The sequence below is a fragment of the Actinomadura litoris genome (assembly GCF_009733595.1).
Classification (GTDB): Bacteria; Actinomycetota; Actinomycetes; order Streptosporangiales; family Streptosporangiaceae; genus Spirillospora; species Spirillospora litoris.
Genome location: NZ_WOFH01000022.1, coordinates 64935 through 79513, shown reverse-complemented (window position 1 = coordinate 79513; position 14579 = coordinate 64935). Strand labels below are relative to the sequence as shown.

The following is a 14579-nucleotide window of genomic DNA, read 5'->3' as shown; positions in this document are numbered from 1 at the left end:
ACACGGTGATCTCGTGGCCAGACCGTGCTCAGGGGCACACCCAAGCGGGCATCCGCATCGGTGTGTAAGAAGTCAAAGCGCCTATTCGGGACACGTGATTGTCCGGCGCCGCTCGCTCCCGGGAGTTATCCACAGAATTGGATTCTACTATTCTCGGTCCCCGGCCTGGGCCAGGCTTCCCCTTGTCGCCGATTCACGAGACAAGGAGGCAGAAGATGCCGGAACAGACCATTCGCCGCGAGTTCGGGGTCTACCAGTTCGCCCGCCACCTGGGCCTCAGCCACTGGCAACTGCGGCTCGGACGGGAACACGGCCTTGTCCCCGCCCCGGACGTCGCAGGCGAGCGATGGTCCGCCCGACTCGCCGAGGAGGCGAGAGGCGGAGGGGAGAAGGTCATCGCCATGTTCGGAAGCGAGCCGCCCATCGGATCGACCAGGGCGGCGGCCCGGCTGGCCCACCGGGTAAGCCTCGACGTGGAGCGGGGGGACATCGAGGTCCTGGTCGCCCAGGGCGAACTCGACGTCATCAGCAACTTCCGCGGACACCCCGTGTACCTCATGCGCGACCTGGACCGGCTCGCCCGGGAGTCGGTCCGCGCGGTGGTCCTGGCCAGAAAGGGGCCCCTGTTCGAGAGCGTCGACGCCGGCGGCGCCGCGATGATCCTCGACTGGCCCAAGAAGTCCTTCGATCGGATCGCCTTCGAACGGCGGCTGCCCGTCGACCAACTCGGACGCTACGCCCTGGACGACATCCACGCCCTCGCCTCGAAGGGAGATCTCAATCAACAGATCCTCGAAGAGAAGCATCAAATGGCGATCGCCAGAGCGCGGAGGGCGGAGATCAAAGTCGAGGATGTGGTTCGCGGTTGGCTTCTCCGCTGCACCGCATACGTCGACCGTGCCGCCGATCAACCACCGGATCTCACCGCCATCCGCCGGGCACTCCGCGCCCTTGCCGCCGCCAGAGCAGCGAGCACCGGACACGAGTACGGCGCCACTTGAGACACCCCGCCCGCTGCCAGCACCCGGCCATGAGAACGATCTGCGATGCCCGGGAAGCCGGTGAAGCGTCGCCCTCGCAGCCGCCGCACCGAGAATGGCGATCACCGGCGGCTCGCGGCATCGGTCGGCTCCTGCAATCGAGCCGGGGGCGCGGGTGCGGTTCCGGCGCAGGCTACTGAAGTTCGCAGCGCTCGCTCACGAGGAGACGGCATCGAGCAGGGCTGTCCAGCCTGGCCGCACGGACGAGCGGGACGCGCCGACGACGTTCCGGGCAACGCGCCTTGACCGGGTCGCGTCGTGGGTCACTTGCCTGGTGGTGCTCGGTTCGAATGGCGATCGGATCGTGGGGGTTCCAGGGGGACCTCGTAGGGCGATGGGGGGCATCGAGATCAGGTGCGCTTGGGTCCGTTGCGACGTCCCGACGGGCGCCTTCGCTCATGGTCGTGGTTCTCAAGGGCGGCGAGAAGGCGGTCGCGTGCCTCGGTCCGGGACATGGCCGGCAGCCGGTCCGGAAAGTGGTTCGTGAGACCGGGCGACGGACTGAACAGGCCGTCGTCGTCGACGACGATGCGCTCGCCCGCCCAGTTGCCGAGGAGGATCGTGGAGATCTCCCCCGGGTAGTGGGCGAGGAGTCTGCTGATCCGCTCGCACTCGTCCTCGCAGTCGGCCACCAGGAGCAGGCGCCGCGCGTCTGTGACACCGGTGGTGCGGCGAATGGAGAGTTCCGTTTCCAGGTAGGCCAGCGCCGCGTCGAGGTTGCCGGGGATGAACAGCCCTGCCGCGGACTCGTCCAGGAGCTCGTCCTCGGCCAGTCCGAACAGAGCCGTCGCGGCGGAGCGGGGGATCACGGTGAGGGAGGTGTCGCCGTGCTGGTCGAGCGCGGTGAGGGCGAGGACGCGCGCGGTCGCGACCGCGCCCGGTCCCGAGAGCCCCAGGGCGGGCACGGCGAACGGGTCGAGGGGCGGCCGGTAGGTGAGGTGGACGACGTCCTCCGCTGATTCGCCGCCGTCCATCGGAACGGCGGCCGTCAGCGTCCCGGCGGCAACGGCGGAGATGCGATGCCGGAACGGGTAGCAGAACGCCGCGGCGATCGGGACGAGGAGGCCCAGCAGCAAGATCGGTTGCAGTGACCTCGACCGCGACTCCTCGCTCCTGGCCTGTTCATGGAAGCTGGGAAGTTCCGGGGTGCCGCCGGTCGCCGGTGAGGGCGAGGCGGTGGGGGGACGCTCCGGCGTCGCCGGGCGGGGGCTCGGCTTGTCCGGGGTCTTCGACGAGGGAGGACGCCGGTCGCGTTTCGGAGTCCGCTCCCGATTCGCGCGATTCGTCCGCCTGGTCGAGTTGCCGTCACGCCTCCGCCCGTGGTTCCTTTTTCGGGGTTCTTCGTACATTGGCAGCCATCTCTCCTTGCACATCCGTGCCGCATACCAGTCGGTGATGTCTGTCGGGGGGCGGCAGATGGTCGGTATCGAGCGCCGTGAATCCGGATCGGCCGGAGCCGCGTCCGCCGACGGTGCGGCGCCGAGGAGGATGGCGCCGGCCACCGCCGTACAACCCAGCACTCCGCATGTGCCGCGGAGGACGCCGCCGATCACGTCGGCGGGACTGGGATCTGCCAGGAAACGGTTCATCTTCGCCCCGGGGATCGCGTTGGTCGCCGTCAGAATGCCGATCGTAGTCAATTCGGCTACGCAGCGTTGAACAATGGTGACAGTCGATCCAACGCGATCCTGAGGGATCACTCGCAGCCGACGCCGTCGCCGTCCCGGTCGAGATGACGTGCATAGCCCGGTTCGCCCTGATGTATGGGGGCTTTTCCGGCCGCCCGGACGGCAGCGCAGTTCCTGTAGTACACCGGGGCCTGCTCCGGAGGCTTGCGAACAGTTCGCTTGCGGGGACGCGACGTCGGTTTACGAGACACCGCCGGGCGCTTCGTCCTTCTGGGCGATCGGGTGACGCTCGGCGTGGGAAGAGGCGTCGCACTCGTGCCGGTCTCGTCCGGCTCCGTCGAAGGCGTTGTGGGGCTTGGCGAGGTCGAGGATGTGGACGACGCGGTAGTGGAGTCACCGGAGTCCAGCGCCGCCAGACAGCCTCCAAGGAGGACGAGGCAGAGGATGAGACCGCATCCGCAACCGGCGAGATTGCGCCCGACTTTCGACTTCTGGCCTCCCCGCGGAGGAGGACCGGGGTGGTACATGCGTGTCTCCTGACATAAACGGTTTGGGGGTGAGACGCGCAATTTGGTGGAACGGGTTACGGTTCGTGAGCTTCGGGCGAGCTCAACGCCGAGGCCCTGGCTGAACGACTAGGGAAAGTGGGCCGCTCCGCCCGTTGTTCTCGCAGGTCCGCAGGGTTCTGTGCGCTCGGGTCGGCTGGTTGGCGCCGCCGAAGATTGACGGCGGTTTGGCCTGTGGTGGACAGGGGCCTGATTTTGGGTAGTGCCATCCTATTTGCGACTAGAATCGCCCCTTCGCGCCGCGGATGGAGCGATCTTCGCGTTGCGTTCTCGCCTAGCGGCCTGTTCGGTGGCGGTTGAAGATCAGCCTTCTCCGCTCGCGAAGCAGTCCATCGGATTGCCTTGGATGGCCTTGTCGCCTACCTGTCGAAGTACCAATTCGGCGTGTTGCGAGTGGCCGTACCAGGAGACGACCGAAAGCTGACGCCTTCGGGGAGGCCCGCCTCGCGCTGCGTCGCGGCCTGCAACTCGGCGTTCTGGTCGTCGATGAATGCGGAGTCCACGCCGTGCGCGGCAGCGGCATTCGCCCTTGCCGCCAAGTCGCGGTGGCCCGGCGCAACGCAGCCGCACTGCCATCCGTGCGCGATGCGCACCTGCGCCCGGCCACCCGAGCCGCCGCGGAAGCCACCGGAGCGGTAGAGCAGGCCGCGGGAAACCGGGCGTGGTCGCGGCGGCCGTGGCACCGGTGGCGGCACTGGCCACTACGCCTCGCTGGTGTCGGGGGATGGGCGAAGTGGGGCGGCTCCCACACGAGGGCGCTGAAGCCCGCGGCGGTCAGCCAGCTGGTGAGGGTAGCGATCGCGGCCACCGCGACGTCCCCCAGCGCTGGTGGTTGCCGGATGCAGGAGGTTGAGGAACTGGGCGCCAGCGGGCAGGAGCGCCACCACATACCGCCACCCCGCCCAGCTACGAGCCCCCAGCGCGGGCGGAGCGCCGTAGGGAGTGAGGGGCCGGCAGGGAGCCCGTCGATCCACTTCATGCGGCAGCCATCAAGGCTTAGCGGGCATCGTGCTGGCCTGCGAGCGGTTCGGTGAGGCGACCTAGGGAACCTCGACCGAGCTCGACGACCACCGCCTGGACGATGGCACCGCCGAAGGCCCGCTGCCCCCCGGAGCCATTGTCTTCACGGTCGGCCCGCTCCCAGGAGCGCCCGCACCCGCCGACTCCGCGCAGGCGGCGGAGGTTACTCCGTCCTCAGTCGGCCTGCGGTCGAGGGGTGGTGGAGTCCGCGGACCGCGCCTGGCGGAACACGTTGTCAGCCGCCGCGGTCCGGAGCGGTTCCAGGACGGCGAGCTGCTCGTCCGCGCGCGCCTGCAGCTTTCGCAGATGCTCGGTGTCGAGTGCCGGTTCCTGTTCGGCGACGGCGAGCAGAGTCCGCCATCCGGCCCGCTTGCCGTGGACCGCGAGGGTCAGGGCTTCAAGCTCCACAACGTCGCTCAGCGGGGAGCGCTGGAGCAGGCTGCCGTTGAGTTTGAGCCGTCCAGCCTTCTCGGCGGTCCACACCGCCAGGCTCTTGTAGCCGCGGATCGGCAGCCCGAGCGCCTTGAGGATCGCCAGTAGGGCGCCCCGGTCCGCGGCGATGTCGTCGGCCAGCCGGCGGAGCCGGTCGGCGTCGTCCGAGCCGCGACGTCCCCGCGCGAGCCTGCGGGCCAGGCCCACACCGCCCGCCGCCGCTGCCAGATGGTCGTTCAGATAGATGCCCAGAAGCTGCCGAGAGCGGGTTTCTTCCATCAGTGGGCGATACCCGGAGGCAGCCGAGCAAACGGCACCACGGCAAACTCGTCGTGCGCCGACCCGCGACAGCACCGGATTGCCGGACGATCAGGCGCCCTCGCGCGTCGCCCGCTGGTCGGAGTTCTCCCGCAGAGCCCGATGCCGGGTGGCGAGCGCGGCCATGGTCAGCTCCTTCATACGGCGGCATGCCCGCTTGTAGAACTTCAGTTGCATATACCGACCGAAGAACAAGAACCCGAAACGGACGATCGGATGGGGGGTGGACGCGGCTTGCGAGAACACGTGGATGTGGAATTCCACTTCCCCGGTGTCGAGCCACTTGCGCACCTCCTGGTCCATCTGGCCCCGTTCGAGGTGCCCCTCCAGGGTCTGGTAGTTCCAGCCCCACACTCGTACCTGCCGTCCGTCCCGCTCGATCGTCGCGTCGATGACATCGCCGACGCGTAGACCGAGGTAGAAACGCAGTCCGTAGAACCGGGCCTGGAGCAGCATGTCCCGGCCCGGCTCAGGCGGGCCCGAACGGCAGATCTCCCGGATGATGCCGGGATCGGCGTATTGGTAGTTCTGTACGAGTCGGCGGGCGATTTCCCAGCTTCCTTCGGGGATCGGGGGCCCTGGCGGCTCCGGGGGCAGCTGCTGCCGGTAGTCATCGAGGTGCCACCCCGGTTCCGGGGTCCTCATATCGTGTTCCCGAGGATCGAAGTTGAGGCGGCACCGGTGCAGGTCGGCGTGACGCCGGCTCATGCGCTGCCGGGCGCGCTCCTTTCGTGTCATGAGGATGGCCTTTCCGGCCGGTGATCGGCACTGGGGTGTGAATCGGAGTCACGGTGGGCGACACGCTGGACGGCGGCGTAACTGGAGTCGCGCACCCGCTGGAACAGCCCCTCTGGATGCAGTTCCTGTATCGGATGGCGAGCGGGATTGAATCGCATCGGTTCGAGGTCGTCGCTGCGCGCCGGCCCCGAGAGCCATAGTTCGCCGAATGGCTCCCACGGCCCGAATTCGGTCGCCACCACCAGGTCCAGGAGCAGCGGCTGCTCCTCCACGGCCCGCGCGAGGGTCGCGAGATCGGCTGGGACGGTGCGCGTCCGACGGGCGACCGCACCCAGCAGAACGCGACGGTCACCGACCCGGTACGCCAGTAGCGAGCCGTAGAACGCGGGACTCCATCTGGTCGTCGGCCGTAGCAGGTGGCGACCGAGCAGGGTGAGCCCGGTCGTAGCCAGCAGCAACTCGGCGGTGGCAGGGGCTTCGGCGTCGTCCTGTGGCTGGGGCCATCGCAGCGCCAGGCCCAACACATCCGGCAGCGAGGATGGCAGCCCCGCCGCGCGGGAAAGCCGTGCCCTCCCGTGGATCTCGGTGCGGTCGTCCAGGAATGGCACTCCCCGGTGCTGGGAGGTGCCGTGCAGGCAGAAACGGGCATCGAAGACCAGGCCCCTGGGGTGCAGGGGCCGGTTGCGCCAGCGCGCGGCCAAGGTGAAACTCCGCGCGAACGCGACGTCCACCGCGCGGGTGATCGACTGTCTTCCCGTCCTGGACTTGAACATGTCGGTTCGTTCTGTCTGGACCTCGACGTCACCGACCACCTCGCCTCCCGCGATCTCGGCGACCCGCATGCAGAAATGCGTCCACATATGTGACTGCATTTCCTTCGCGATGCCCACCTTCTCGTAGAGGAGGTCCGCCAGCCGGTCGCCGCTACGCGCCCAGGACTCGATGGTGAACACCAGGTCGCCCTCGCCGGTCTCTTCGACCCGGAACTCGATCTCACCGGCCTCCATATGGCCGCGCAGCGTGGCGAACCGGAACGACACCGGCGTCTGCTCCACCACCCTGACCGGGCAGTCCCAAGGCCCCGGCATATGGACCACGTACTCGTCTCCGACTTCCAACCGCTGGGGGGCTCCCGAGGTCTTGTCGAACACGGCGATCTCCACCGGCGAGGCGGCGTTGAGGTCGCTCTCCAGCCGTTGGACCAACTGGGCGGCGGTGATGGAACTGCCGGAGATCCGGACGAGGTAACGCCGCTGGTAGGTGAGTCCGACGCCCTGCCGTGCAGACTGTGTCCGTGCTCCGTCTCGATGCGGAATCCCCTCGGCCTCCGACAGTATCCCCGAGCGGAGTCGCCGCCGCCTCACCTGACGAAAGCGCCGCAGCCAACGCCACACCGCGAGGCCCATCCCCGCGGGCCAGCGCAACGCACGCACGCGCCGCCGCCAACGTACTCGCACGACTTCCCCCGATGCTCGCCGTGTGATCCCGTCACCTTCCGTCCGCGCGCTCCGCCATACCCTCGCCAACTAGCCCAAACCGGTCACGTCCCCGGGAGAAGGAGGGTGGCGGCGGACCCACACTCACCCGGCCCGAAGCCAAGATCTTCGTCAGAGACGGCAACGGGCAGGCAGGCGTCACGTTCGTTCACGACGGTCGTCGGTCGATTCCGCAGCCAGCCCAGCACGGCCACCGTCTTCGGACGCGGAGCAGCTCCGGGTCGGGGGCGCGCACAGCCTGATGTACCTGGACGTTCACATTCAGGTCGGCACACCCTGCTGCCAGCCCTCGGTCACGTCGTGGGTGTACAGCCAGGAGGTGCCGCGTTCGTAGAAGAGTCTCGTCGCCACGGGCATGACGAGGTTGCGGGCTCGGCGGGCGATGGCTCCGGCGGTCTTGGCGTCGCGGTTGGTGCTGGCTGATTTCACCATCTTGGCGATGCGTGCCCGCCGCTTCCGCTCGTAGACGGCCAGGGCGGCGGGGACGTCGGCCTCCTGGAGCGCTCGGGCCAGGACGATTGCGTCCTCGATCGCCATGGACGCGCCCTGTCCGGCGCCGACCGGGTGGCCGGCGTCGCCGGCGAGCACGGCTCGGTCGGTGCGCCAGACCGGGACCTCGTCGAGTACGTGCATCAGGGTGGGGCGGTGCCATCGCGTGGCCGCCGCGAGAACGGCGGCGGGCATCTGCTCACGGCGGTAGAGCCGTTTGATCACCTCCAGGTCGATCGAGGCGGGGTCCGGCTGTCGTGGAGAGGCGGGCTGCGCCGCCCACCAGACCGCGCCGTCCGGCGCGGCGAGGTAGATGAAGGCACCGTTGCGGCCGAAGACCATGTTGAACGCGCCGGGCTCCACGCCGACGCCGTGGGAGACCCCGGATGCCGAGTAGAGCCCCGCGTATCGGGGCTCCGGCGCCGTGGGGTCGAGGATCCGCCGGGTCGCCGACCAGATCCCGTCCGCCCCCACCAGCAGGTCCGCCTCGGCGGTGAGGCCGCTGTCGAACTCCGCCCGAACCGCTGTGCCTTCGGTGACCGCGTCCACCAGGCGTTGCCCGGTCACGAGGTGCGCACCCGCCTGGACGGCCCGCTCGCGCAGCGCCTCCACCAGCCGTCCGCGCATCAGCGTGACGCTCATGAGGGGGTCGTCGGCCAACCGTCCGCGCGGCGTGTCGCCCAGCAGCCTGCCCGTTTCGGCCCACAGCCGCTGGCGGGGCACGGCGAAACCCGCTCGCCGCACCGCTTCCAGGCAGCCGAGCGCGTCCAGGCCCCGCAGTCCGTTGGACGCCAGGCTCAGGAACGAACCCACCTCTCCCGCCGGGTCGGCATACGCCTCGTACACCGTCACCTCGGCCCCGATACGCCGCAGCGCGAGGGCGCCGGCCGCTCCGGCGACCCCGCCACCGATCACGATGACTCGCAAAGCTCCTCCTGAATCAACGTTCACCGAACTTGTGTTCGGCGAATGGTGGTTCAGTCTTCTGGGATACTGCGACTGCTGTCAACCCGAACCTGGAAGGTGCCCCGTGAGCGGCATACGGAAGGCGAAGGCGGCCGAGACCCGGGCCGCCCTCAAGGAGGCCGCGCGGCGGCTGTTCATGGAGCGCGGCTACCTGAACACCAAGATCACCGACATCACGGCCGCGGCCGGCCGCGCCACCGGCTCGTTCTACGACCATTTCGCCGACAAGGAGGAGCTGCTCCAGGCCCTCATGGCCGACCTTGAGGAGCAGGCGGACGCGGAGGTCGCGGCCTCAGCACACCCCCGCGACCACGACCTGTCCGACAGAGCCCAACTGCGGTGGCACCTGGCGGTCGCCTGGCGCGCCTACCGGGAGCACCTCCCGGTGATCGCCGCCCGGCTCCAGGCGCTCATGGCCGAGGGCCCCTCGTCCGGACGCGCCTGGACGACTCTGGTCGCCGAGACCGACGTCTTCCGCGACCACCTCGAATGGCTCCGCGATGAGGGCCACCCGCTCCCCGGCGACCCCGCGCTGGTGGCCGCCGCCATCGGCGCGATGCTCTCGATGTTCGGCTACTCCGTCCTCACCGCCGGCGCCGACGGCCCTGACGCCACCGACGAGGAGATCATCGAAACCCTGACCGACCTGCTCCTCCACGGCCTCGCAGGCCCGACGGACCCCGGCGCCTGAAACTCCCAGGCGTCCGCGCTGCTCCTTGCCCTGGACCCTTGTCAGGCGTCCAGGCCGGCCGTCATGCCTGGTGCCCGCAAGGAGGTAGATCACGCCTGCGCTGGAGATCCTCGCCCCACATCAGCCCGCACCGCAGCCCGTCGTGGCCCCTTGGCCGGCCCTCTCCGTCGCGGCCTCCCGATCTCGGTAGCCCTTGTGGTGATCGCTTGCCCTCGGGGCGAGCAGAGCGGGTCCCTGGAAACCTTGACCGATCGGCGGCGCTTCGCCTGCCCAGAGCTTGGAGGCAGGTCACGAACGGCAGGGGGCTGTCGCGCGGACGAGCGCGATCGCCCGGAGCGACCGCTGTGCGGCTTCCCGGCGAGCCCAGTGCGGGACGCTGATCGAGAGACCGCGGACGACCCGCCAACGCCCCCTCCAGCCTGCGCCGCGCGATTCGTGGGCACAGCGGGATTGACCGGCGGCCACCCCGAGCGGGCGAATCACTCCTCGACCGGCACGAGCGTGACCGGGATGCCGTTGAAGACCGCGTTGCCGGACATCGCGTCGAGCACGGCGTTGTCGGTCAGCGCGTTCGCGTTGGCTCCGGCGTGCTGTGAGGCGACCCGCTGCGCCGACCCGGCGTGGCCCCAGCCGTGCGGCAGGCTCACGACCCCCGGCATGATCGCCTCGGTGGGCTCGACCGGCACCACGACCTCGCCGACCGCCGAACGGACCAGGACGGTGCCGCGCAGGTCGAGCCGGGCGACATCGGCCGGGTTGACGTGCAGCGTGCACTGGTTGCTGCCGCCCACCAGGGACGGGACGTTGTGCAGCCAGCTGTTGTTGGAGCGCAGCTGCCGCCGCCCGATGAGCAGGGTGTCGGCCGGTGCCTCCGACAGCTTGCGCCGCAGCCGTCCGACCTCGTCCGCGAGTTCGGCGGGCGCGAGCCGGACCCGGCCGTCGTCGGTGCAGACGATCTCCGGCAGCCGTGGTTCGAGGGCACCGAGGTCGATGCCGTGCGGGTTGGCCCGCAGGGCGGACAGCGTGAGGCCGTAGGGGCCGAGCCTGAGCAGGGCGTCCAGCATCAGCTCCGGCCCGCTGTCGCCCTCCAGCGCGGCGCGCGCCGTGGCGACGTCCTGGCCTTCGAACGGCGACCCGGGGATCTGGACGCCCGCGCCCAGCAGTTCCCCGAGGATCATTTCGTCGAGCTCGCGGGGATCGGCGTGCGCGCCCTTGCCCGAGGCGATGAGGATCAGCCTGGCCATGATCTCGGCCTCGGAGAGCTGTCCGGGCTCCAGCGGCAGGACCGGCGGGGAGAACCGCGTGTAGTTGCGCACCGTGACCATCAGCAGGAGCAGGTCGTAGTGCGGCATCTGGAGCATGCGCGGGGGCGGCAGGATGACGTCGGCCAGCCGGGTCGTCTCGTTGAGGTAGGGGTCCACGCAGACCATGAACTCCAGGTCGCGCATCGCCCGGCCCAGCCGCGGCCCGTTCGGCGCCGACAGGACCAGGTTCCCCGCGACCGTCACCAGCGCCTTGACCTGCCCCTCCCCGGGCGTCTCGATCTCGTCGGCGAGCGTGCCGACCGGCAGTTCGCCGAGCACCTCCGGCAGGCCGCGTACCCGGCTGTGCCAGCGTCCCGAGGTGAAGGGCTTGGGCCCCCAAGGGACCTCCATGGTGGCGGGCCGGGTGAACATCACGCCGCCGGGCCGGTCCATGTTGCCGGTCAGCACGTTGATGACGTCGACCAGCCATTGGGTCACGGTGCCGAAGTCCGCGGTGCAGGTGCCGACCCTGGTGTAGACGGCGGCGGTCTCGGCGGCGGCCAGGTCCCGGGCCAGCCGGACGATCGTCTCGGCGGGCACCCCGCAGAGCGGCGCCACTGCCTCCGGCCCGAACGGCGCCGCCAACTCCCGCAGCTCCTCCAGGCCAGACACCGGAACCCTGACCTTGGTCAGGTTCTCGGCCAGGAGCGTGTGGACGATGCCGAACAGCAGGCTCGCGTCGGTGCCCGGCCGGACGAACAGGTGCTCGTCGGCGAGTCCGGCGGTGCGGGTGCGCCGCGGGTCGACCACCACCAGCCTGCCTCCGCGCTTGCGCAGCGCGCGCAGGCGGCCCGGGAAGTCGGGCGCCGCGCACAGCGACCCGTGCGACTCGGCCGGGTTCGCGCCGATCACGAGCAGGAAGTCGGTGCGGTCCAGGTCGGGCACCGAGATCGCCAGCGAGTTGCCGAACATCAGGCCGACCGCGACGTGCTTGGGTATCTGGTCGATCGTGCTGGCGCTGTAGAGGTTGGTGGTGCCGAGCGCCTCGGCCAGCGGGCCGCGATAGAAGATCCCGCCCATGGTGTGGAACGTGGGGTTGCCGAAGTAGGCGGCGACCGCCTCACGGCCGTGCGCCTCGATGACGCCGGTCAGGCCGCGTTCGACGGCCTGGAACGCCTCCTCCCAGCTCGCCTCGCGCCAGTGCTCCCCCTCGCGGATCATGGGCACGCTGAGCCGGTCGGGGTCCTCGTCCAACCGCCCGAGGCTGGCGCCCTTGGGGCACACGTAGCCGCCGGAGAAGGGATCGTCGGCGTCCCCCTTGACCGACAGCACGTGTCCGTCGTCGTCCAGGGTCAGGCGCAGACCGCAGACGGCGTCGCAGATCGGGCACGTTCGGAGGGCGGTTCTCATCGGCACTCCCGAAGGTCGAGGGATAGGGCACGCCGAGCGCTCGCAGGCGCGCGCCATGCGTCCAGCCTCCAGAGGCGCCGCGCGTCCGGCATCCTCCGGAATGCGCTGCCGGATCTTCCTCCGGACATGCGGACGGCAGCCTGCGCGGGGCGACCGACCGTCCGGGACGACCGCGTCAGGGGCCGCAAATAGCGAATGAAGAATCCGAAGGGAAGAGGGCGGTACAACCTTGCCGAGGTCGTCTAATGGAAGTCGAAATGCCGGCGCTCTGGATACTCCGCGCGGCCGGGAAGGACTTGCTGCGTACGACACGTCCTAAACGGCACCCGAGGTAATTGGCGGTTGGTGACCCCGACACAGTCGGCTCGCGTTCGCCGTAAAACTCTCGCCGGGCAAGGGGGTATCAGATCGTGTGCGCGGTCGGTCATGCGACGGCGGTCTTCACCTATCGCAGCGGGAGCCGGTGACCGGCTGGTTCGTCGATCCGCCGCGACGGCAGGGACGTGCACTCATCGGCCCGACTGATGGTCGGCCGATGTTCCGGCCCGGACCCACGTCGTGGACGGGGCCTCAGGTCCGCGCGATTGGCCTGATCTGGTGGGTGTTTTACCGTTCTGGTGACCTTTCGCCTGGTGAGGACGGGTAGGGGTAGGTGTGCCGGAGCACAGGACACGCCAGGCGCTCCCGGCTCCACCGCCCCCTCCGGGATTCGCCCCGGCGCTCGTCCTGGCGAGGACGGCCGTGGCGGCGCCGAGTCACACCGAGAAACACCGCTGGGCGACACCGCCGCGTGTTCTGCGCTTCCGGTCCTTACCGGAACCGACAGGAGAGAAAGCCGCATCATGGCCACGCAACTCACTGATTTCGACCGCGAGCTCGCCGAGTTGGAGCGGGCGCTGGAGTCCGGGCAGGCCACCCAGGTGGTGTCCGGGGAATCGAAGGTGACCTTCGACCCCCGGTGGTGGGGGTTCCACCTGCTGCTGAACCGCCACGCCGTCAAAAAGCTCCTCGACAACAGCGAGGAGTTCGTCAAGGACGCCAAGAAGGCCGCCGGGAAGAACAAGAAGGCCGCCAACCTGATCGAGCTGTACATCTTGATAAGGAAGGTGTGGGTCCAGGCGATCGACAAGGGAACCGGGATCCGGTTCACCTCCCCTTGGCTGGTGCCGGGCGCGCTGGTGCCCACCGTCTGGTACGACGGGGAAGGGGACCCGCCGCCCAAGCCGCCCGACCCCGGCGACACCGCGCTGCGGTGGACGGTGTGGGAACCCGGCCAGAGCGGTTGGAGCGAGGACCGCGTCATCCCCGGCCACAAAAGTCTGCTGGCCCCGGCGTTGGCCACCGACCGCAACGGCTCCTTCTACTGCGTGCACCGCGGCGACAAAGGCGATGAGAAGCTCTACCTGACCGTCTACCACGCCGGCAAATGGACTCTGGACAGCCAACTCCCCGCCGACTGCACCACCAGCTATCCGCCCGCGGTCACCTGGCACCCCACGCTCGGGGTGATCGTGGTGTTCGTCAAGGCCGGCAAGCAGTGCTGGACCGCCCGCTCCGGGCACGGCACCGGCGGCAACTGGAGTACTCCCAAGGAGATCCCCGACTTGTGCCGGGGCATCCCGGCGGTGGCCGTGGCCGGCAACCGGCTGGTGTGCGTCTCGGTCAACGACTACAGCGACCTGTGCTCCCCGTACTGGAGCGAGGCGGACCTGTCCAAAGGCCACAACCTCACCTGGAGCAAACCCCAGAGGATCCCGTCCCAGGTCTCCTGCGGCAGCGGGGTGTCCATGGCCGTGGACGCCTCCAACCTCATCACCCTCGCCGACGCCAGCGCCGGAGGCCACTGCATCACCGGATTCCACCTGGCACCCGGCAAGACCACCTGGGGGTGGGCCTGCACGGGCAAGAACGACGCCACCCATTCCACCGACCACACCCCGGCGATCGGCTACGTCTCCACCGACAACAACACCGGCCACGAGCTGCTCCTTGTGTACCGCAGTGACGACAGCAGCAAAAAGGACAAACTGATGTGGGCCACCACCTACGCCCCAGGCGGTCTGAAGCACCGCCAGAAATTCCCCGCAGGCACCGAAATGCCCGGCCACGACAGCGCCACCGCCCCCGCCGTGGTCTACGGCAGCTACACCGGCGAGGACGGCAAGACCAAAGCCCAGGCCATGTGCGTGCACCGCGGCAAGTCAGCCTGACTACCCGCTACCAGCGACACGAGCGCATTCGGGTGCAGTACCTCTGCGCGCTTTTGCTGGGCTGGGATGCGGAAAATCGGGCACCGGCTGACGCACGGGTTCGGAACAGGGACCGGCCGCCGCGTCCTTCCCGTAAAGGAACCGCACCCATCTTGCTTTGAAGTTCAGCCCGGACCCCTCGGTTCCTGCACCAAATCTTCTATGCAGGCCGGTCGGTCGCTAGACCGATAGGCGTTCGCGTTCTTTCCGGGCTCGTCGTGTGGGTGTGCCGCAGTTGCTGCGCGGCGCAAGGCCACATCCACATAACGCGCGTGCAAGGGGATTCGACGGT

10 protein-coding genes are annotated in these 14579 nt (G+C 69.3%); 3 read left to right on the top strand and 7 right to left on the bottom strand.

The window, feature by feature from the left end; genetic code table 11:
• Positions 1–215 precede the first annotated feature (215 nt).
• On the top strand, positions 216–1001 hold the full coding sequence (locus GNZ18_RS39335) for a hypothetical protein (RefSeq protein ID WP_156222451.1): 786 nt from the start codon (positions 216–218) through the stop codon (positions 999–1001).
• Positions 1002–1390: 389 nt separating this feature from the next.
• Here the strand turns inward: GNZ18_RS39335 and GNZ18_RS39330 are convergent, their stop codons facing one another.
• The 6 genes from GNZ18_RS39330 to GNZ18_RS39305 form a co-directional block, all read right to left on the bottom strand.
• Positions 1391–2116 carry a hypothetical protein gene (locus tag GNZ18_RS39330; protein ID WP_156222449.1) on the bottom strand — a complete coding sequence of 242 codons (726 nt, stop codon included), beginning with the start codon at positions 2114–2116 and terminating at the stop codon, positions 1391–1393.
• Positions 2117–2736: 620 nt separating this feature from the next.
• Positions 2737–3195 (bottom strand): excalibur calcium-binding domain-containing protein, encoded by a 459-nt coding sequence (locus GNZ18_RS39325; RefSeq protein WP_156222447.1) that lies wholly within the window; start codon positions 3193–3195, stop codon positions 2737–2739.
• A gap of 1233 nt (positions 3196–4428) precedes the next feature.
• Positions 4429–4965 (bottom strand): hypothetical protein, encoded by a 537-nt coding sequence (locus tag GNZ18_RS39320; RefSeq protein ID WP_156222446.1) that lies wholly within the window; start codon positions 4963–4965, stop codon positions 4429–4431.
• A gap of 90 nt (positions 4966–5055) precedes the next feature.
• Entirely contained in the window at positions 5056–5742 is a 687-nt protein-coding gene (locus tag GNZ18_RS39315; RefSeq protein ID WP_156222445.1) for a DUF1990 family protein, read from the bottom strand.
• Positions 5739–7175 (bottom strand): DUF1990 family protein, encoded by a 1437-nt coding sequence (locus GNZ18_RS39310; protein WP_156222443.1) that lies wholly within the window; start codon positions 7173–7175, stop codon positions 5739–5741. Before GNZ18_RS39310 ends, GNZ18_RS39315 begins: the two co-directional genes overlap by 4 nt.
• Before the next feature lie 324 nt (positions 7176–7499).
• The gene (locus tag GNZ18_RS39305) at positions 7500–8654 is read right to left on the bottom strand and encodes an FAD-dependent oxidoreductase (RefSeq protein WP_156222441.1); all 1155 of its coding nucleotides are present in this window, start codon (positions 8652–8654) and stop codon (positions 7500–7502) included.
• 103 nt (positions 8655–8757) lie between these two features.
• Between GNZ18_RS39305 and GNZ18_RS39300 the strand changes: the two genes are divergently transcribed.
• The gene (locus GNZ18_RS39300; RefSeq protein ID WP_308166569.1) at positions 8758–9384 is read left to right on the top strand and encodes a TetR/AcrR family transcriptional regulator; all 627 of its coding nucleotides are present in this window, start codon (positions 8758–8760) and stop codon (positions 9382–9384) included.
• Between the two features lie 479 nt (positions 9385–9863).
• On the opposite strand, the gene GNZ18_RS39295 is transcribed toward GNZ18_RS39300, so the two are convergent.
• Positions 9864–12038: a molybdopterin-dependent oxidoreductase gene (locus GNZ18_RS39295; RefSeq protein WP_156222437.1), complete on the bottom strand. Its 2175-nt coding sequence runs from the start codon at positions 12036–12038 to the stop codon at positions 9864–9866.
• 842 nt (positions 12039–12880) lie between these two features.
• Between GNZ18_RS39295 and GNZ18_RS39290 the strand changes: the two genes are divergently transcribed.
• Positions 12881–14248, top strand: coding sequence for a hypothetical protein (locus tag GNZ18_RS39290; protein WP_156222435.1), 1368 nt, complete (start codon positions 12881–12883; stop codon positions 14246–14248).
• The last annotated feature ends 331 nt before the right edge of the window (positions 14249–14579 follow it).